This window comes from Duncaniella sp. B8 (genome assembly GCF_005304985.1).
Taxonomy (GTDB): domain Bacteria; phylum Bacteroidota; class Bacteroidia; order Bacteroidales; family Muribaculaceae; genus Duncaniella; species Duncaniella muris.
Genome location: NZ_CP040121.1, coordinates 1,846,520 through 1,866,559, shown reverse-complemented (window position 1 = coordinate 1,866,559; position 20,040 = coordinate 1,846,520). Strand labels below are relative to the sequence as shown.

The 20,040-nt window shown below is 52.7% G+C and carries 17 protein-coding genes; 4 read left to right on the top strand and 13 right to left on the bottom strand.

Annotated elements, in window-relative coordinates:
* Nucleotides 1-143 precede the first annotated feature (143 nt).
* The 9 genes from FDZ78_RS08020 to dcm all read right to left on the bottom strand — a co-directional run bounded on the left by FDZ78_RS08020 (nt 144) and on the right by dcm (nt 11,133).
* The gene (locus FDZ78_RS08020; protein WP_107032356.1) at nt 144-2,066 is read right to left on the bottom strand and encodes a DUF349 domain-containing protein; all 1,923 of its coding nucleotides are present in this window, start codon (nt 2,064-2,066) and stop codon (nt 144-146) included.
* A gap of 238 nt (nt 2,067-2,304) precedes the next feature.
* The gene (locus tag FDZ78_RS08015) at nt 2,305-3,372 is read right to left on the bottom strand and encodes a macro domain-containing protein (protein WP_107032357.1); all 1,068 of its coding nucleotides are present in this window, start codon (nt 3,370-3,372) and stop codon (nt 2,305-2,307) included.
* Entirely contained in the window at nt 3,372-3,989 is a 618-nt protein-coding gene (locus tag FDZ78_RS08010; RefSeq protein ID WP_136408377.1) for a DUF4433 domain-containing protein, read from the bottom strand. The genes FDZ78_RS08015 and FDZ78_RS08010 overlap by 1 nt, the downstream gene beginning before the upstream one ends.
* A gap of 3 nt (nt 3,990-3,992) precedes the next feature.
* The gene (locus FDZ78_RS08005; protein ID WP_136408376.1) at nt 3,993-5,354 is read right to left on the bottom strand and encodes a DarT ssDNA thymidine ADP-ribosyltransferase family protein; all 1,362 of its coding nucleotides are present in this window, start codon (nt 5,352-5,354) and stop codon (nt 3,993-3,995) included.
* Between the two features lie 54 nt (nt 5,355-5,408).
* Nucleotides 5,409-7,061, bottom strand: coding sequence for a glycoside hydrolase family 43 protein (locus FDZ78_RS08000; protein WP_136408375.1), 1,653 nt, complete (start codon nt 7,059-7,061; stop codon nt 5,409-5,411).
* 70 nt (nt 7,062-7,131) lie between these two features.
* A complete protein-coding gene (locus tag FDZ78_RS07995; RefSeq protein ID WP_136408374.1) occupies nt 7,132-7,665 on the bottom strand; it encodes a hypothetical protein in 534 nt (177 codons plus the stop codon).
* Between the two features lie 35 nt (nt 7,666-7,700).
* Nucleotides 7,701-8,339 (bottom strand): redox-sensing transcriptional repressor Rex, encoded by a 639-nt coding sequence (locus FDZ78_RS07990; RefSeq protein WP_123398134.1) that lies wholly within the window; start codon nt 8,337-8,339, stop codon nt 7,701-7,703.
* 342 nt (nt 8,340-8,681) lie between these two features.
* On the bottom strand, nt 8,682-9,872 hold the full coding sequence (locus tag FDZ78_RS07985; protein WP_107032363.1) for a type II restriction endonuclease: 1,191 nt from the start codon (nt 9,870-9,872) through the stop codon (nt 8,682-8,684).
* A complete protein-coding gene (gene dcm, locus FDZ78_RS07980) occupies nt 9,856-11,133 on the bottom strand; it encodes a DNA (cytosine-5-)-methyltransferase (protein ID WP_107032364.1) in 1,278 nt (425 codons plus the stop codon). The genes FDZ78_RS07985 and dcm overlap by 17 nt, the downstream gene beginning before the upstream one ends.
* A 175-nt stretch (nt 11,134-11,308) precedes the next feature.
* Here dcm and gltX point away from each other — a divergent pair, with 175 nt between their 5' ends.
* Both gltX and argC read left to right on the top strand, forming a co-directional pair.
* A complete protein-coding gene (gene gltX, locus FDZ78_RS07975) occupies nt 11,309-12,844 on the top strand; it encodes a glutamate--tRNA ligase (RefSeq protein ID WP_123398132.1) in 1,536 nt (511 codons plus the stop codon).
* 63 nt (nt 12,845-12,907) lie between these two features.
* Entirely contained in the window at nt 12,908-13,879 is a 972-nt protein-coding gene (argC, locus tag FDZ78_RS07970; protein ID WP_123398131.1) for an N-acetyl-gamma-glutamyl-phosphate reductase, read from the top strand.
* Between the two features lie 608 nt (nt 13,880-14,487).
* Here the strand turns inward: argC and FDZ78_RS07965 are convergent.
* Nucleotides 14,488-14,673: a hypothetical protein gene (locus tag FDZ78_RS07965; RefSeq protein ID WP_136408373.1), complete on the bottom strand. Its 186-nt coding sequence runs from the start codon at nt 14,671-14,673 to the stop codon at nt 14,488-14,490.
* A 315-nt stretch (nt 14,674-14,988) separates the two neighbouring features.
* On the bottom strand, nt 14,989-15,111 hold the full coding sequence (locus FDZ78_RS14905) for a hypothetical protein (protein WP_255201554.1): 123 nt from the start codon (nt 15,109-15,111) through the stop codon (nt 14,989-14,991).
* A gap of 132 nt (nt 15,112-15,243) precedes the next feature.
* Between FDZ78_RS14905 and rsmA the strand changes: the two genes are divergently transcribed.
* Both rsmA and mgtE read left to right on the top strand, forming a co-directional pair.
* A complete protein-coding gene (gene rsmA, locus FDZ78_RS07960; RefSeq protein ID WP_136408372.1) occupies nt 15,244-16,074 on the top strand; it encodes a 16S rRNA (adenine(1518)-N(6)/adenine(1519)-N(6))-dimethyltransferase RsmA in 831 nt (276 codons plus the stop codon).
* Nucleotides 16,075-16,155: 81 nt separating this feature from the next.
* A complete protein-coding gene (gene mgtE, locus FDZ78_RS07955; RefSeq protein WP_123398129.1) occupies nt 16,156-17,520 on the top strand; it encodes a magnesium transporter in 1,365 nt (454 codons plus the stop codon).
* Nucleotides 17,521-17,720: 200 nt separating this feature from the next.
* Here mgtE and FDZ78_RS07950 read toward each other — a convergent pair whose 3' ends face one another.
* Complete coding sequence (locus tag FDZ78_RS07950) at nt 17,721-18,392, bottom strand: DUF4294 domain-containing protein (RefSeq protein ID WP_107032369.1); 672 nt, start codon at nt 18,390-18,392, stop codon at nt 17,721-17,723.
* 56 nt (nt 18,393-18,448) lie between these two features.
* The gene (nadB, locus tag FDZ78_RS07945) at nt 18,449-20,035 is read right to left on the bottom strand and encodes an L-aspartate oxidase (protein WP_107032370.1); all 1,587 of its coding nucleotides are present in this window, start codon (nt 20,033-20,035) and stop codon (nt 18,449-18,451) included.
* Nucleotides 20,036-20,040: the final 5 nt, after the last annotated feature.

The following is a 20,040-nucleotide window of genomic DNA, read 5'->3' as shown; positions in this document are numbered from 1 at the left end:
GCGGCAGGCCCTCGGAGTGTGGTCTCATGATATTTGCCCCGCAGGGACGCCCCCCACAGAGGCCTCGACACCGGCGGCGGCAGATTCGGCCTCCGGCACCTCGGCATTGCGAAAAGCGTCCCTGCAAAAGGGGTATGTGGTTATTACAGTTTACTGTCAATGACCTTGATCTTCTGTTCAAGGTCAGCCAGATCATCTTTCAGGCGCTGCACACGGCGCTCCATCTCGCGGAGCATCGTTCCGGCGTTTTTCGACTTGGCTGTGAGGAAGCCCATATTGTTCTCATACGTCTGCAACTCGCCCTTGCGCTGCTCATAAGCCCTCATCAGACGCTCACGCTCGCGGTAAAGACGGTTTTCGTCATTGCCGATCTCCTTGATCGAATTCTCGAACGAAGTCATGCGCGATCCGCGCTGCGAAAGGTCGAGCTTCTGATAAAGCTCATTTACCACCGCACGGTAAGCCTCATAGACAGCGTCTTTCTCGCTGAAAGGCACATGACCCACGCTCTGCCATTCGGCCTGAAGGTCTTTGACAACCTTGACAGCCTCCTCGCGGCCGAGCTCGTCGGGATTGACAGCCTTGAGCTTCTCGATGATCTCATTCTTCTGTTCGAGGTTCGCGCGCTCGGTGCGGCGTGTGCCTGAAGTATTTTTCTTTTTCTGTTCGAAGAAATAGTCACAGGCTGCAAGGAAGCGGTGCCACACCTGGTCGGAGTGCTTCTTGGCCACAGCGCCGATAGTCTTCCACTCCTTCTGCATGGCCACGAACTCATCGGCGGCCTTGCGCCATTCGGTGCTGTCTTTCAGAGCCTCGGCGCGCTCACACAGAGCAATCTTGCGTTCGAGATTCTTTGACAGCGAATCCTTCATGGTGCGGAAAAACTCAGCCTTGGCGGCAAAGAACTTGTCGCAACTCTCGCGGAAACGGGCAAAGAGCTGATTGTTTGACTTCCGCGATGCGAAACCGATCTTCTTCCAATCTTCCTGAGCCTCGATGATCTTTTTGGTCATCTCGTCCCAGGCTGCGAAAGTTGACAGCTTGTCAAACTCGAAAGCCTCCACTCTCTGGCAGATAGCCTCCTTGGCCTCCTCGTTTTCACGCTCGCGGGCCTTGCGCTCTTCAAAAAACGCCTGATAGCGCTTGTTGATGTCGGCCGAAAGATCCTTGAAGCGGCCCCAGATCTCCTCGCGCACATCCTTGGGCACAGGACCGATGTTGCGCCACTGGTCGTGGAGCGTCTGCAGGCGGCGGAAAGCCGCTATCACATCCTCCTCGCCGCAAAGTTTCTCAGCCTCGGCCACCAGAGCCTCTTTCTCGCCAAGATTTTTCTTGAAATCATAGTCACGCAGCTCCTTGTTGATCTTAAGCTGGTCATAATATTTTTCCACAGCGTCCTGATAGCTCTTCCAGAGATCGCCCGAAAGCGGAGCCGGCACCTCGCCTATCTCCTTGAACTCTGTCTGCAGATCGCGCACCTGCTGGAAAAACCGGTTGGCATTGTCAACATCGGCACCCATTTCGGTGATCTTGTCAACGATAGCCTTCTTGCGGTTGTAGTTCTCCTGCTGGAGAGCCTCTACGGCCGCACGCTGCTCGGCCTTTTTCTCCTTGACAGTCGCAAGCAGAGCCTTGAAGCCCTCCTCAGCCGGATCAGCCTGAGGCTCAAATGCCTCCGCCTGATTGCCGGCCTCAACAAAAGCCTCGCGCTGGCGGCGCTGCTCCTCGTTGCGTATGGCATAGAACTGCTGCTTAAGGCGCGACACCTCATCTGCCGCAATCTCTGAGGCCTCCTTTTCCGAAAGAAGTCTGAGGGCCTCAACAAGACCCTCTTTAGTGACCGGTTCGGCTGCCGGAACCTCTGCTGACACCGGGGCCTCGGCCTCGGCTGCGGCAACTTCGGCCACAGAGCATTCCTCGGCCGGAGCGGCCTCCTGGGCGGTCGCAGGGCATTCGGCTGTTACTGACTCGGAAATGTTCACGGATTCGGCTGCCGGAGTGGCGGCGCCGTCATTCAGGGGCTGGTTCAATGTCTCGCCGGACATCGAAGTGTCACGCAGTTCCATAACGGGTTGGATTAATGTGAGTAAGCTCGCTGGCTTCCGGTCTGCGGCCACAGCCGCCCGGACACCCACGCGAGAGGGATTGGTACAAAGATTTAATGTGCTGATTCAAACCCCCGCAGGAGCTTCTGATCAGTTGAGTGTGCTAATTTACTGATTATTTTCTAAAATCGTAACTTTTTTCCAAAAAAACTTGATTTTTTATCCCCCGCACCCCGCAAATCCGTTTCCACGGTCCGGATCATTTCAGTTCCGACTCTTTCAGATAACAGAAAGCCTTTTTCTGAAATTCCTGATTAAACAATGATTCTTTTCTGGAACTCCAGCGGCAGATCTCCTGACCGATAAGACCGACAACCATATCCTCATCATCGGTTTTCCAGTCTTTAAGAGCCGGTATATTCTGCAAGATGTAATCAACCGTTGACAACAGTTCCAAAGAATAGTTTGAATAATAGCTGCGCAAAAACGCCATTGTCCTTTGACATATATTCTTCAGACTGTCATCTTTATAATCTTCAATGAATCTGGAGGCCTCTTTCTCCGCATCATCAGTCAGCCAGATATAATCGAACGGACGGCTCTGCATCCCGCCCATCCCTTTCACATAACTTCCATTCATGTGATACAGTACATGAGCCACTTTCCCGCCTGAGTAAGGCCCGTATATATAGGGTTTGAAATCAATTCTGAAAAAGCTCTTACCCCCGAAACGCTGCATAAAATAAACCAGCTTCTCAACAGCAAAAACAGAAGCGAATTCGCCGTATCTGTTCATGTCGGCAATCATCATCAGCAGCATAGCTCTGGCCGGAGTGAGTTTCACGCGCTCTGACTTCATCCTTTCAATAATCGCCTCTGTCGGCTCATAGAGATAGATTTCACAATTGACATCAGCCAGTGATCTTTCTATCATCTGCTTTACTTGAAGCCAGTCCAGACCGCCGTTGTGTGAACCTAACGGCGGAATTGCAATCGAACGTATCCCACGGACCTCTATTTCCCGGCGAAGAGCTTTGAGTCCCAGATCTATATAAGAGTACTCCGATGGATAACGCCAATGAGTTTTTGTCGGAAAATTTACGATCGTCTTAACGCCCTGCATCAAGGTTCCCTCCTCTGTCACAAGCATCTCGCCGACATGAAGTTCCTTGTTCTGACAGACCTTACGGTAGATGCGGTAGTTTTCCGGAAACGCTTCCCGAAACTGCAAAGCAATGCCTTTTCCCATCACTCCGACAGTATTGACAGTATTGACCAAGGCATCAGCCTCACTTTCCAACAGATTTCCTTTTACGTAATGTATCATCAAAAATAATAATTAGGGGCCACGACAATCAGTTCTTCCGCAATTCCAAATGACTTCAGTTTCTCTTTGGCATCATCATTATAAACGATATAGCCTCTGATATAGTCAGGCGGAACATCTCCCTTTATCAGCAATTCCGCTTCCTTTCTACGCTTCAGATCAATATCCGAGTCATTGTTCCATTGGGAAACATACACGTCGTCATAATTTATTATCTGGCAGATCTCCGGCAGACGGTCTTTCTCATAAATCTTTGTAAGAGCACTCAGAGCATGACCATCAGTAAAAAAACAATCCACCTTGTCTCTGATAAGGTCTGCAAGACGCAATACACAATAGACAATTCCGGCAGGATCCTGCCTCCGGACTCCATTATAACCGTGCTGGATAACATAGAGCATCGGAGTGCGGGGACCTAAATAAAACGGGACATAATCACGGAGATTCTTCCCTCCGACCATCAGCATTTTTCGAATATTTATCACCTGCGGATCTCCGATACTGACAAAATTTTCATCACACATTGAAGAATCAGCCAGTAAAAGCCCAAACTTCAGAATATGAGGAATATTGTCAATATGAGTGATGCGAAAAGCGTATTTCAATATCTTTCCCATAATTTACGAGAGTCGTTTAAGGTCCATGACTTCTGCCTTCAGAGCCGCTTTGTTCAATTCGATCTGTGTGGCCCATAAATCACCGATCGCCGATGTGTCGGCAAGCGCGATGGCACAAAGCATTTCAAAGTCATCCTCACCGGTCACTATACCGGCGAGCTGTTCCTTATCACGGCCTTTCCCAAGACAATCGCCTATGATATCATGGTAAATCACAAGCATACAGATTTCCCGGACATCCTCATCAGTCAGATTCCTGACTTCCTCTGACAGAATCCGCACCAGCATCTCCGCGGCATCGGCCGGATGATCGGTATAAGGCCGGAGCATTTTCCCATTGTCCCATCTTTTCTTCGGACCTTTCCCTATGTCATGCAGATAAGCAGCAAGCACAAGCAATGATTTCTTTGTCTCGGAAGCCTTTTTATAATACCCCGTAGACTTCATTGCTCTGACAACTTTTTTCGTATGATCTTCCAAAAAATCATCATGCGGAGAATAATCCTGATAAAGGCCGATTATGCCCTTTAGTTCAGGTAAAACCGAAAAATCCTCTTCAATCGCGACAATCAGATCGGAAATCGTCTCGAACCGATACATACCCCGCCCTCCGGACCTTTTTTTCTTTATCTTTTTCAGCGTAGTTTCGTAACTGTTTTTGAGGAACTCAGGCCCGGTTACAAGAGTCTCGTTCTTTCGGTCTCCGAAAAAAAATTTCGTGTAATAGAATTTATATCTTTCCAATGGAAAATATCCGTCAAAAAGGATCTTTGGTGCCTTTACGCCATTATCATCAAAAATCTTCTGCACATACTTTTTCACATGCTCATTATAAACGACTATGTGGCTGATCTCACTGATATCGACTCTTGAAGCAATGAGCGCCTCCGCCATCTTCTTATGTTTATCCTCTTCCGAATCTTGTTTCCAACTCTTACTGTCTATTATTTTCCAGTCAAGTTCGTCAAGATCAGAGGTGTCATCGAAAAACTCCGGAGCCTCGGCAGTGTTTGCCGAAGCATCCGTAAAAACAGCGTCTTCTTTTTCAAGCCTGTCTATACTGACGCAGAAATAGATTATACCTGGCTGGTCGACATTCTTCTGAATCAGTTTTGAAAGCAGCATCGGATTGATCGATGAAAAGTAGAACGGCACATAGTCATGTACCTTACCACCAGGCCCCACAGGCACATCCATCCGCGCTCTGCGCTCCTGAATGCGTTGATTGGCAATATTCTTATGCTTGATTTCTTTCTCATTCTTCAGATTGGTGCATAACAATCCGTTCTTGATTATCGAATCAAGATTGCGAATATCCGTAAAATGGAAAATATATCTGCCTTTATGCTTATGCGGTATTGCCATAATATTTTTTATTTTCTGCCTGGATGTTTAAGCTGACGGTCCGCACTCCGGCTGTCACTCTGCTGAGGAGGCATAGACACCGATCATGGTGCCGGTGAAATTGCCTGCGGTGCGGGTGCTGAGCATCGAGGCCGGGAGTTCAAGATCCATCGGAGTGAAATCAGCCTCGCCCTCGGCATAGGCAAAAGAATAGACTCCCTTGCCGTCAGCCTTGATCTTCAGGCGCAGAGATGCCGCGGGGTCGGAGAGAATGGCCTCCGCTTCCTTGCAGACACCGCCCTTGCTGCGGCCTATCACGCGGACCACCACATCTCCGTAACTGTTCATGGTCTTGCCGAACACTATATTGCATTCGTCATCCTGAAAAAGCAGCAGTCCGGCTATGTCGGCCGAGGTTTCGGGAGTAAATTCATCAAGGCTCACACTTAGGTCAAAGGCGCTCTCCGTGGCCCACATTCCGATGGCCGACGGCGATTTCTTGTCTCTGAGCGCCACTTCCGATGCCACCAGACTGAGGCTTCCGTCCTCGTTGATGCCATAGAACGCGCTCTGCGGATTGCGGATGAAGAAGGCCACGGGCGACAAGGTTCCGTCAGCCCACAGCGTCGACTCGAATTCCTTCTGCCTACGCCCTGCAAGCACCTCGCCCGGCTCTGTGATCACGGGCTGCCCCTTCTTCCAGTTGACCGGATGGATGAAAGTCTCGCGGCCCATTATGTCATGGCCGTCAGCGCCATACGGGCGCACTCCGAGAAACACGGCCCACCACTTTCCGTTCTTGTCTTCCACAAGATCGGCATGGCCCGCGCAGGTCACCGCGTCGGGTCTTGACGGATCGAGATCTTTCTGCGTCAGTATCGGATTTATGCGGCAGGGCCTGAAGGGACCTTTCGGACTGTCAGACTCGAAGATCACCTCGCGGTGGTCGGGGCCGGTGCCACCCTCGGCACACATCAGAAAATATTTTCCGTCCACATTATAAAGATGCGGCCCCTCGATCCACACGGGCTTCTCGTCAATATTGACTCCTCCGTTGACAATCACCTGCGACTCGCCTGTGACCTTGCCCGTCTGCCAGTCAAAATCATGGATATGGATGGCGCGGTGGCCCTCATAGAGCGCCTCGCCTTCGGGTGCGTCATTGTTGACTATATAGGCCTTGCCGTCACGGTCAAACAGGAAGCTCGGATCTATGCCTCCCACCTCCGGAAGCCACACCGGGTCGCTCCACTCGCCTTTTTTCGGATCTGTGGTGGTGACATAGAAATTGCCCCCGTTGTCCACAAGGGTGGTGATCATATAGAAAGTTCCGTTGTGGGGATTATATGAAATGTCAGGCGCGTAGATTCCGCCCGAAATCCTCAGGCTGTCAGGCAGATCGAGCTGCTCGCGGCGATTGAGCACATAGCCCAGACGCTCCCAGTTGCGCAGATCGGTGCTGTGCCACAGAGGCACTCCGGGATAGAACGCGAACGACGAGTTGACCATATAATAGTCATCGCCAACCCTGACCACCGACGGATCAGGATAGCATCCCGGCAGCAGCGGCGCCCAGTCGGGAGAGGCCACCTCATCGCCGTCGGGCAGAGTCACACTGTATGAAAAATCGCTGAACACGGCCACCGGGGCCTCCCGGTCGCCGTCACACGCAGCCACAGCCGCGCCGGCTAACAATACCACTGCTGTTTTCAGGAAAAATGCTTTCATGAGAGTATCAGGTTTTGTGTGTGGGGGGGGAAGGAGAAAAAGCTAATGAAAAGAGGCTAAGAGGTTGAATTCAGACAAGCTTCTGGCTGAGAATCTCAACACCGTCAACCGTGAAGCCGAACCTGCCCGGCGCTTCCAGCGGCACCATCGTGTCAGCCGCAGGGAACAGAATCAGATCGCCGATCTTTAGAGTCGTGTAACGGCTTATCATGCTGATGGCTCTGTCTATAGCCGCAGCCTGCGGGGCGAGTCTGATCTCGACACCTCCGGCAGTGACAGCCATCGGAGCCGAAGCTTTGGCGGCAGCGATCCACTGTCCGTGGACAATTCCGGAGTCCATTCCGGCTATGACCGAGGCCAGTTCAGGAGCCGACGGCAGCGTCAGGCGCATCGCGAAACTGATGCCGTCATAATAGCGCGGAGCGAACTTTTCTGAAATATTCTTGCCGAGACGGCTTATCTTGACCGCCAGGCAGATCTGCGCCTGCCATCCCTCGCCCTCCTCAGGCATGAACAGCGGACGCCCCTGGAGCACCAGCGCGGAGTCTGGGTGGAATTCAAGCCGGAGCACCGGATCGAGAGCTATGACACGGATTATCTTCATGTTCTGTAGTCGAAGTAAGCTTTTGGGGGAATTTATCAGTCTTTGTGCCGGGGCATACGGTTGTACATCACGGCCAGATGCGCATAGATCGAAGTGTTCTGCACCACCACGTCAGGCGCCGTGCGTATGCGGAACGGGGTGAAATTCCAGAGAGCCTTTATGCCGGCGGCCACACACAGCTCGGCCACCTCCGCACAGCTCTCCACCGGCACGGCGATCACGGCGATCTCAGCGCCCAACTCGCCCACACGTCGGCTCAGTTCCGACAGCGGATAGATAGGCTTGCCGTTGAGCGACCGCCCGACAACGTCGGGGTTCACATCGAAACCCGCCACAATATCAAGACCGTAGCGCGACAGACCGGAGTCGGCTATCAGAGCCGAGCCGAGACTGCCCACTCCCATCATCACCGCCTTGTGCTCGCGTCTGAAACCGAGGAAGTCATAGAGCCCCCTCTCCAGCTCCTTGACCTCATAGCCGATGCGGGTCTTGCCCTTGATGCTGAGATATGAAAGGTCTTTGGCAATCTGCGACGACTCCACGTTGAGTTCCTGCGAGATAGCAGTGGTCGAGACATACTCCACCCCCTGGGCCCTCAGGCGCGACACGCAGGCCAGATACCAGGGCAGGCGCGAGATGGCCGGTTCCGGAACATATGGTTCGTTGTTTTCCATGACTTTAAGAGGGGTGTTTTAGCGTGGTTGTTAGTATGAAGATTGACACTTGGGAGACCCATCAGTCGCAAAAGTACAACATTTCCACCTATTATCAAAATAATACTTTCGACTTGACAAACGGCATTTTATAAGTAACTCTTCAAAATTAAACGATATAATGTACATTAGTATTTCCCATGTATGATCTTTTATACTCTCTGCAGATTTATTCCGGTCAGAATCAAGTTCTTCATCGGTCGTTTATGTCTATAAACTCCCTCTTCAGTCCTCAATTCCGTCTCTGAATAAATCCCGCATATAGTATAAATTAATTTTTCATAGTTACTTATCAGCTATACATTATATCAGATAATGTTTCGGTATATTATCCTGCCTTCTTTTCACTATGCCTATAAATTCCGAAAGATCCTTCAATTGGTTCTGATATGCTTTTGGGAAGCTTTGTATATACGGCTTAGGCACAATCAGTGTCAATTTCGCATCAGACATTTCTTTCAACTGCGAAAGGGATATTCCCTGCTGCAAGGTAAACAAATATTTTTCCTCAACCCTATCCGCTTCCGAGAGAACCTGTCGCCACCGATCTTTGCATGTCGTTTTTGCCCCCAGAACAACAAGATCTTTGGCAGGAAATTCAAAATTATGATAACAGGAACTGTTTGGAAATAAAAAATCCGGACGTTTCTTACCTTCTGTCAGAGCCTGTTCTTCAAATACAAGATCGTTCTTTGAGAATAACTCTGACAAATGATGTTCAAGAGATTTTCCCGCTCTGGATTTCCTCCGGTTCAATACTTCATTGGCGATCCTGACAAATTCATCGACAGATTCAAATGCGTTTTTGAGTTTGCCGGAATATATTTTTTCTTCTATAAGTCTAAAAAGTCTATATTCTGCATCGAGCCAAGAAAGGAGCAATGAATCAGGCGACTTTATAAAATCGGATTTACTGATCGAATGAGCCTTATTAAAGTTCAATTGAGCCAGCGAAGACATCTGTAAGGTTGTCGGAAAATCATCCAATTCACGCACATGTTCCTGAAAAAACATCTCCAATTTCTTATCCGGATCAGTGCCTCCAGCGGTTATCAGCTGATTAGTTTCATTCGGGCTAAGATTAAAGTAAGCATAGAACCCATCTATATCATCATCTGAGGATAACACATAAGCTACATAATCAGAATCTGTCATTTTGCTCAAAATAAGCAATGACCCTATATATTCGTCATTCAGGAACGGAAAATCGCGCCCGAATCGGGTGATACGGTATTCATTTCTTGTCCTCTGACCGTAATATTTCATACGGCTTGTAGTATAAAAATCATCTTGCCACAGGATGCTGACAGTCTTTTCTTTGTTCTCGCCTTTACGTCCTAATTCATCGAACAATAACGGAGCAGCACATTTCGGCACATAGAAACCCGATTGATGTCCACCGGTCTGACCTGTATCATTCGCTGTTATATAACGGCACCATGCCTTCTCCGAACGCTGTATTGCATTTATAGCAGACTCAAGCAGATTGTTCATTTTTCTTCAATACTTTAATTATTTGTTCAGCGACTGCGGTTATCAACGGAACAACGACCGAATTACCGCATTGCCTATACGCTTGGACATCAGAAACCTGATCAAGTCTATACTCATCCGGATAACCCATCAGTCTGGCACATTCACGAGGAGTAAGCCTCCGAGGATTCATCCCCTCTCCACGAGGAATCAGTATTTCCGAGCCGTCTTTATAGTAACGGGCACTCAAAGTTCTGGAAATACCTTTGATATCAACCAGGCCGAAACCAAATCCATTGCCCTTTGCTTTATGCTTGTCTGCATAATTTTTCAAATATGACCAAAGCTTATCGCTCAGAACATACTTATCATCCACTGCCGATTCCAATATTTCCGTCATAGAGTGATCTCCTCTACCCACAGGGGGGAATTGAAAGTCTTCCTGCCCATGAAAAACGGATTTATCAAAACCTACCATAATTATTCGCTCTCTGTGTTGCGGAACATAATCCTGCCCATCCATTACAAGATAATGGAGAGTATAATTCAGTTCTTCAAGAGTACCTTTGATAACCGCAAAGGTATTACCCTTGTCATGCGACACCAGATTCTTCACATTTTCAAGAAAAAAAGCCTTTGGTCTATGACGTGATATAATTTCAGCCACATCAAAAAACAACGTACCTTGGGCCTTATCCTTGAATCCTGTCTCACGTCCAAGACTATTCTTTTTAGAAACTCCGGCTATTGAAAAAGGCTGACATGGAAATCCAGCACACAGGACATCGAATTTTTCAGGAATATAACCCTTGACATATTCCTTTGTTATATCACCAAAAGGAACTTCACCAAAATTCGCAAAATATGTTCTTTGAGCAAATTTATTCCATTCGGAAGAAAAGACACATTTCCCTCCGTGCGCCTGCATAGCCAATCTGAAACCTCCCATACCGGCAAACAAGTCTATAAATGTAAACTCTGTATTTCGTGGCGCCGGGAACGGTATATCTAAGAACTCTTTAAAAAGACCATAAGACAATTGTGGTTCAGCCACACAATTGTCAGCCTCTTTCTGTTCTGAATCTGCATGTCTGTAATATAAATCAAGACATCTTTCAGAATAAGCCGCAATATCCATATCTACAGTATCATCCAACCTATGAACATAATGACTTATTATTGCTAACTTGTCCTCATTAGAGTAGTTACAAGACAGCTTTTCATTATTGCATGGAAAGTCCGGGAATTTAAATTTAAACAGATTTTCTATATTTTTTCTCATTGGATGATTCAATACTTATAGTTCACAAAATTAGATAAATTATTTCGTCTTTACAATTCCGAATTATTGAAATCGTAAAAAGCCTTGTAGTTATAAGTCCTTTCGTTGACATTTTTAATTCGCTTTTTACATAGTTTTTTACTAAATTTGCCACTCAAATAAACCACAGTCAAATATGGACCGCAAAGTTAGAGTGAGATTCGCCCCCTCCCCCACAGGGCCTCTTCATATCGGCGGCGTTCGCACCGCCCTTTACAATTATCTTTTTGCACGCCGTCACGGCGGCGACATGATTCTCCGCATCGAGGACACTGATTCGAACCGTTTTGTGCCCGGCGCCGAAGACTATATCAACGAATCGCTTGCCTGGCTCGGCATCAAGATTGACGAAGGTGTGCGCGAAGGCGGCAACTTCGGGCCCTACAAGCAGAGCGAGCGCCGCGACATCTACCGCAAGTATGTGAAGCAGCTCCTCGACAACGGCAAGGCCTACATTGCCTTCGATACCCCTGAGGAACTCGAAGCGGCCCGTGCCGCAACCCCCAATTTCCAGTATGACGCCTCGACCCGTCTGGGAATGCGCAACTCGCTCTCTCTTCCCGCCGAGGAGGTGAAAAGCCTGATCGACGGCGGCACTCCCTACGTGGTCCGCTTCCTAATCGAGCCGGGCCGCGACGTGGAGGTCAACGACCTGCTCCGCGGAAAGGTGACCATCAATTCTTCGATCCTCGATGACAAAGTGCTCTACAAGAGCGCCGACGATCTGCCCACCTATCACCTGGCCAACATTGTCGACGACCACCTGATGGAAGTCTCCCACGTGATCCGCGGTGAGGAATGGCTCCCCTCGGCACCCCTCCACGTGCTTCTCTACGAGGCATTCGGCTGGGCCGACACGCGCCCCGACTTCGTGCACCTGCCCCTGCTGCTCAAGCCCGACGGCAAAGGCAAACTCTCGAAGCGCGACGGCGACCGCCTCGGCTTCCCTGTCTTCCCCCTCGAATGGCACGATCCAAAGACCGGAGCTATCTCGTCGGGCTACCGCGAGTCGGGCTATCTGCCTGAGGCTGTCATCAACTTCCTCGCCCTGCTCGGCTGGAACCCCGGCGATGACACCGAGATCATGTCGATGGACGAACTTATCAGCAAATTCTCTTTCGACCACTGCTCCCGCTCAGGCGCCAAGTTTGCCTTCGACAAGGGCCGCTGGTTCAACCACGAATACATCCAGGCCACTCCCGATGCCGAACTGACCCGCCTCTTCCGCCCTGTGCTGGAAGCCAACGGCGTGAACCCCGACGATTTCGGCGACGACTACATAACCCGCGTCATCAGCCTCGTCAAGGGCCGTGTCAACTTCGTGGCCGAGCTCTGGGACCAGTCGAAATTTTTCTTCAAGGCCCCTGAGACCTATGCGGAAAAAGACATCAAGAAGCGCTGGAAGCCTGAAACACCGCAGCTGCTCGCCGAACTCATCGAACAGCTCCGCGCCCTCCCCGACTTCAGCTCTGCCGCAGCCGAGCCCCCGGTGCTCGAATGGGTGGCAGCCAAGGGCTATCATCTCGGCAACGTCATGAACGCCTTCCGCCTGACCCTGGTGGGCGAATGCAAGGGGCCCCACATCTTCGACATCACCGAACTGCTGGGCCTCGAAGAGACCGTCAGACGCATCACCCGCGGCATCGAGACCATCAGCCTCCCCGAAGCATAGTCAACCGGACATCAATCCTCACACACACAGTATCTCTCACACAGAATCTATCGAAACAGAACCATGATACGCGTAGGAATCATCGGCGGTTCCGGTTATGCCGCCGGAGAGTTGGTCAGAATTCTCCTCAACCACCCCGACGTCGAACTGAAGTGGGTCCACTCCCGCACCGTGGCCGGACAGCGCATTGTCGACGTCCACCAGGGACTTCACGGCGAGATCGACATGAGCTTCTCAAACACGATCGACCTGAAAAACATCGACGTCCTCTTCTGCTGCCGCCCCGCAGGCAAAACCCGTGAGTTCATCGAAACCCACACCATACCGGAAGACCTCAAGATCATAGACCTCGCCCGCGACCACCGCATCGAGGACGGCTCGCATGACTTTGTCTACGGTCTTTCAGAACTGAACCGCAAGCCGATGGTGCGCGGAGCCAAGCATGTGGCCAATCCCGGCTGCCTCGCAATGGCCGTGGAACTCTCGCTGATACCCCTGGCCAAAAACCTGCTGCTCAACTCCGACATCCACACCACCATCGTCACCGGAGCCACAAGCGAAGGAGCCGAACGCCGGCCCACAACCCACTATGCCTGGCGCAACGACAACATGGTGGTCTACCGCCCCTTTGCCCATCCGCAGATGCCTGAGATACTTCAGGTGCTCAGAGCCATGCAGCAGAGCTTCGACTCACAGATCCACATGCTGCCGATGCGCGGTTCATTCTCGCGCGGCATAATGGCAGTCAGCTATCTCGACTGCCCGCTGGAGCTCACCGAGATCATCAGGATCTACAGCGAATACTTCGCCGACCACAACTTCACGTTCATCACCTCCAAGATTCCTGACCTGAAAGACGTGGTCAACACCAACAAGTGCATCATCCACCTCGACAAGATCGGAGGCAAGCTGCTCATCACAGCCGTGATCGACAACCTCCTCAAGGGAGGCGCCGGCAACGCGGTCCACACCATGAACCTGCTCTTCGGACTCCAGGAAACCACCGGTCTCACCATGAAGGCCACCGGCTACTGATCTGTCACCGTCTGTCACGGGCACCTCTGCCTGCTGAGACACATCATCACCATCAAGCGGCTGCCTCGTCCGGGCGGCCGCTTTTGCTTCACGCCGGCGCGCAGCAGACTCGCGTGCACGGCGTGAGCGCGCCATAGCCTTGTCAATCTCAGGCCGCAAAAGAGCAAAAGTCATCAGCGCGTCAATGCCGTCTGACCTGACCGGAGCCGGGCCGCCGGCCATATAGCCGTCGATAATGTGCATGATCATAAGATATTGGGTTCTGTGGTCACAGAGATATGACGTGGCTATGCCGACGCGATTGCTGATGTCGTCATAAAACTTCTGTGACACAGGCCGTTTGGGCTCGGCCTGACGCTTCTGTCTTTTTACCTTGGTATTATTTTCGGTAACAGTGGTTTTCATAGCTTCAAAACGTGGTTGAAAGGTTAAAAGGTTATTGAAATCCATATCGGAAAGAACTTCTGCAAAGATACAACACCCGGCTCCCGAAAGAGTGCGATAATGCGGAGACAGGCCGTCCGGAGCCGTAAATCGGTGTCCTCGACCGGACACCTTTACCGGGGTAATAGCTAACCCGTGACACCTGCGCGCCTTGCGCTGCGGTGTCACGGGCTACGAGTAAATCTGCGTCCTCCGGACGCCAGGCCGGCCGGACAGCGGGTGTCAGCCATGACGCCTTCCGGACGGGCCACGAGTGGCGGATGTCCGCATGACGGATTTCGGACGGGCCACGGGTGGCGGATGTCCGCATGACGGATTTCGGACGGACCGCGGACAGCGGGTGTCCACATGACGGATTTCGGACGGACCGCGGACAGCGGGTGTCCGCCAGGACACCGGTTTACACGTAGCCCCCGACACCGCAGCGCAAAGCGCGTAGGTGTCGGGGGGAAAAAGACATTCATGCCAATGTGGTGTCCGGTCGAGGACACCGATTTACCGCCCCGGATGGCCCCGCGATCGGCGGGTGTCCGCAAAGCGGGCCCCTGACGGCCCGCCGGCGGGCGCACGAAAAAGCCCGGCGGGACGCTGGTTCCACTGCCGGGCTGGGTAATAAAAAGTCGGGAGGCGGGCTTTTGGTGCCGCCTCTCTAAGGTTTCTACGGTTTAGAAACCTTCAATCGGGGCAGAGAGAGCCGAATTGAGGTTCGAGCTCTGCTCTTCGCTTATAGCCTGAGGCCTGTGGCGGGAGGCTACCTTGATGAAGCGTGATGTTGAATTCACGTTCATCTATAAAACCACACACCACCGCCTATGGTTGCCTCACGGCCGCTTAAAATAAGCAAATTGATGTTGAATATCGCAAATATCGCCGAAAAAGGCTTATCTTTGCAGTTGGAAATCACGTATCGCAGAAAAACTATGGCAGTAAACAGAAAAAACCGCGGCGGAGCCGGATCAGGCTCACCGGTGCGCCCGAAAAAAGCTCTCGGTCAGCACTTTCTGACCGATGAAAGCATTGCCGCCCGCATTGCTTCGACCCTCGATGACTTCAAGGGACTGCCCGTGATGGAGGTAGGCCCCGGAATGGGCGTGCTAACCAAATATCTCATTGCCGGCGGCCACGACGTAAAAGTGGCCGAAATCGACGGCGAGAGCATAGAATATCTCCGCTACAACTACCCCGAACTGTCGGGGCGCATCCTCGATGCCGATTTTCTGAGGCTCGATCTGGCGCAGACCTATCCCGACGGACAGAAATTCTGCGTGATCGGAAATTACCCATATAACATCTCATCACAGATCTTCTTTCATGTGCTCGACTACCGCGACCAGGTGGTCTGCTGCTCCGGAATGCTCCAGCGCGAAGTGGCCGAACGCTTCGCTGCCGCTCCGGGCACAAAGGCCAGAGGCATCCTGAGCGTACTGCTACAGGCCTGGTATGACGTGGAATACCTCTTCACGGTGAGCGAGAACGTGTTCAACCCGCCCCCGAAAGTCAAAAGCGGAGTCATCAGAATGACCCGCAACGGCGTGACCGACCTCGGCTGTGACGACCGTCTGTTCAAAACCGTGGTGAAGACCTCCTTCGGCCAGCGGCGCAAAACCCTACGCAACTCCCTGCGCGGACTCTTCCCGGCCGGAGTGCCGTTGCCTGACGACCCGCTGCTCTCCATGCGCCCCGAACAGCTCACTGTCAAGCAGTTCATAGAGCTCACACGGCTCATCGCCTCATGCGCCCGTCAGGACTGAATGACCCTCTGACATGGCGCCCCGAATGAGCAAACCAACGGAAGTCTTACCCCACAAGCACCACTCCAAAAGCCTCGCACCATGAAAGAATTCACCCCCGAATATCTCGAACATCTCCGCAAAATAATCCATGACCGCGCCGACACCGCGGCCCGCGAGGAACTCGCCGATCTCCACCCGGCCGACATTGCCGAACTCTATCAGGATCTCGACCTCGAAGAAGCCGAATATCTTTTCAAACTTCTTGACGAAGAGATGCAGGCCGATGTGCTCATGGAACTCGACGAGGATGACCGCGCCAAGCTCCTCTCTAAGATGGACGTGGCCGACATCGCCAAGCAGATCGAACACCTTGACACCGACGATGCCGTTGACATCATCCAGGAGCTCGACGAGGATGACCGCGAGAAGATCCTCAGCCACATCGACGACGTCGAGCAGGCCGGCGATATCATCGACCTTCTGAAATATGACGAAGACACTGCCGGCGGCCTCATGGGCACCGAAATGATAGTGGTCAACGAAAACTGGAGCATGCCCGAATGCATCAAACAGATGCGTATGCAGGCCGAGGACATGGACGAGGTCTACTACGTCTATGTGGTTGACAACGAAGACCGTCTGCGCGGCACCCTCCCGCTGAAAAAACTCATCACCCACCCCTCGGTGTCGAAAATACGCCACGTGATGGAGACCGATCCGGTGGCCGTGAAGGCCGACACGCCGATTGACGATGTGGCCCTCGATTTCGAAAAATATGACCTTGTGGCCATGCCGGTCATCGACTCCATAGGCCGTCTGCTTGGACGCATAACCGTCGACGACGTCATGGACAAGGTGCGTGACTCAAGCGAACGTGACTACCAGCTGGCATCGGGTCTGTCAGGCGACGTAGAGAGCGACGACAAACTCTTCGCCCAGACCAAAGCACGCCTGCCCTGGCTCCTCATCGGCATGGTGGGAGGACTGTGTAATTCAGTGATTCTCGGACGTTTCGAAGGTGGATTCGTGGTCGATCCGGCCCTGGCCCTCTTCATCCCCCTGATCGGCGGAACGGGTGGAAACGTCGGCACCCAGTCATCGGCAATCGTGGTGCAGGGCCTCGCCAACGGTTCGCTCGACATCAAGAAATCCTCGCGCCAGCTGCTCAAGGAACTCGGCGTCGGACTGCTCAACGGCAGCATCATAGCCCTGCTGGTATTCCTCTACAATTTCTTCACCCTCGGAGCCGGCCATGAGGTCACCACCTTCGCCGTGTCAATCTCGATATTCTGTGTGGTGATGTTCGCCTCGGTCTTCGGCACCTTCGTGCCCCTCACGCTTGAGAAACTGAAAATCGACCCCGCCATAGCCACGGGCCCCTTTATCTCCATCACCAACGACATCATCGGCATGCTCATCTACATGTCAATCTCCACCTGGCTCATCGTCTTCTTCGCCCACTGATCACCCCACGGGCGGGTGTCCGACAGGACACCGATTTAATAGTAGCCCCCGACACCGTAGCGCACAGCGCGCAGGTGTCGGGGGGTAAAGATATTCACGCAAATGTGGTGTCCGGTCAAGGACACCGATTTACAAACCCGAACGGACCGGGACCTCAACATGTCCGCCAGGTGTGCTCCGGACAGGCCACGGGCTGCGGGTTAGAGCTGGCCGAGTTCGACCATTGTGGCCACGCGCTCCACTATGGCATCCTTGCGGTCCTTGTCGGGGTTATAATCCGTCTTGAGATTCACGCCGAAGAGACGGCCGAAGGTCTGCCAGAATCCGGCGCGAAAACTGCCGAGGAATGCTTTCAGAATATTGTAGCTCGACTGGTTGGTCTCGCGGTTTATGAGCTTGACAAGCATCTGGGCCTGCGACTTGGTAAACTTCTTCAAGGCAGGCTTATACTGCTTGAACACCTCCCCTTCCATGCGTTTCAGATGCTCCTCGCGCTCCTTCTGGGTGGGGAATGTCTCGATGTATTCATAGGTCTCGATCAGCGTCTCGCAGATGAGTTTGGCATAGGGGAGCGTCTTTTTGACATCGCGCACGGTTTTCCAGTAGAACTCCTCCTCCTTCTTGTTTTTGAACTTGAGGGGAGGAAACACGGTGACATCGGCGAGCACCAGCATCAGGGTCTGCTCGCCGTCCTCGCCGTCGAAAAAGTAATAGCCGCGGATCGGCTTGACCCTGCCGTCGCCCACCTCGACATCGGTCTCAGGGCCGTCAGGCAGCGCCTGAGCGGCGCCGGCGGCCTGCGCCACCGAAGGCGCGGCCACCGTCACAGCCGTCAGTATGAGGAGGAATATTATCTTTCGGATCAGGATCATTATACCTATTATAACAACTTATAACAGCCAGGCGGTCGGAAATGTCAGAGGGGGGATCACTCTCCGTGCTGTCCGCGTGGCACGGGCGGATAGTCAACCGTGTAGTGCAGGCCGCGTGACTCCTTGCGCTCCTTGGCCTGGCGCATGATCAGGTAGCCAACATTAATTATATTACGCAGCTCGCAGATCTCACGCGAGGCTTTTGACTGCTTGAAGAGCTTCTCGGTCTCCTCATAGAGAATGTCGAGGCGGTTCCAGGCGCGGTCGAGGCGCAGGTTGGAGCGGACTATGCCCACGTAGGTGCCCATGATCTGGTTTACTTCCTTGATGCTCTGGGTGATGAGCACCATCTCTTCGGGGTGGCGTGTGCCTTCGTCGTTCCAGGAGGGCACATCGGTGCGCCACTCGTAGTGCGAGGCGTTGGCAATGGCGTGTCTGGCAGCTGCATCGGCATAGACCACAGCCTCGATCAGCGAGTTGGATGCTAGGCGGTTGCCGCCGTGCAGGCCTGTGCAGGAGCACTCGCCCACGGCGTAGAGGCGCCTGATCGACGACTCGGCGTTGGAGTCGACCTTGATGCCTCCGCAGAGATAGTGGGCGGCGGGAGCCACGGGTATGTAGTCTTTGGTGATGTCGATGCCGAGCGAGAGGCATTTGGCATAGATGTTGGGGAAGTGGCGGCGGGTCTCTTCGGGGTCTTTGTGGGTCACGTCGAGATACACGTGGTCATCGCCGGTGAGCTTCATCTCCGAGTCGATGGCGCGGGCCACAATGTCGCGCGGGGCGAGCGAGAGGCGGGGGTCATACTTGTGCATGAACTCCTCGCCCTTGAGGTTGCGGAGCACTGCGCCGTAGCCTCTCATGGCCTCGGTGATCAGGAAGTTCGGGCGGTCGCCGGGATGATAGAGGGCCGTGGGGTGGAACTGGATGAATTCCATGTCCTTGACGGTGCCTTTGGCGCGGTAGACCATAGCGATGCCGTCGCCGGTGGCCACGAGCGGATTTGTGGTGGTCTGATAGACGGCACCTACACCGCCGGTGGCTATGAGGGTGATGCGCGAGAGGAAGGTGTCGACCTCGCCTGTCTGCGTGTCGAGCACGTAGGCTCCGTAGCATGTTATGTCAGGTGTGCGGCGGGTCACTATCTTGCCCAGATGGTGCTGGGTGATGATCTCGATGGCAAAATGATGTTCGAAGATGTCGATGTCGGGGTTCGACCTGACAGCCTTGATGAGCGATTCCTGGATCTCGAATCCGGTGTTGTCGGCATGGTGGAGGATGCGGAACTCCGAGTGGCCGCCTTCGCGGTGGAGGTCGAAGCTGCCGTCTTCCTTCTTGTCGAAGTCAACGCCCCAGTTGATAAGCTCACGTATCTGTCCGGGAGCCTCGGTGACAACCTTTCTGACAGCTTCAGGATCGCTGAGCCAGTCGCCGGCTATCATTGTGTCGTTGATGTGTTTCTCGAAATCGTCTACTTCGAGGTTGGTGACCGAAGCCACTCCGCCCTGGGCGAGGGCCGTGTTGGCTTCATCGAGAGTGGTCTTGCATATCAGGGCCACTTTGCCCTTTGAAGCGACCTTAAGGGCAAAACTCATGCCGGCTATGCCTGAGCCGATCACAAGAAAATCATATTTGCGTGTCATGCCAT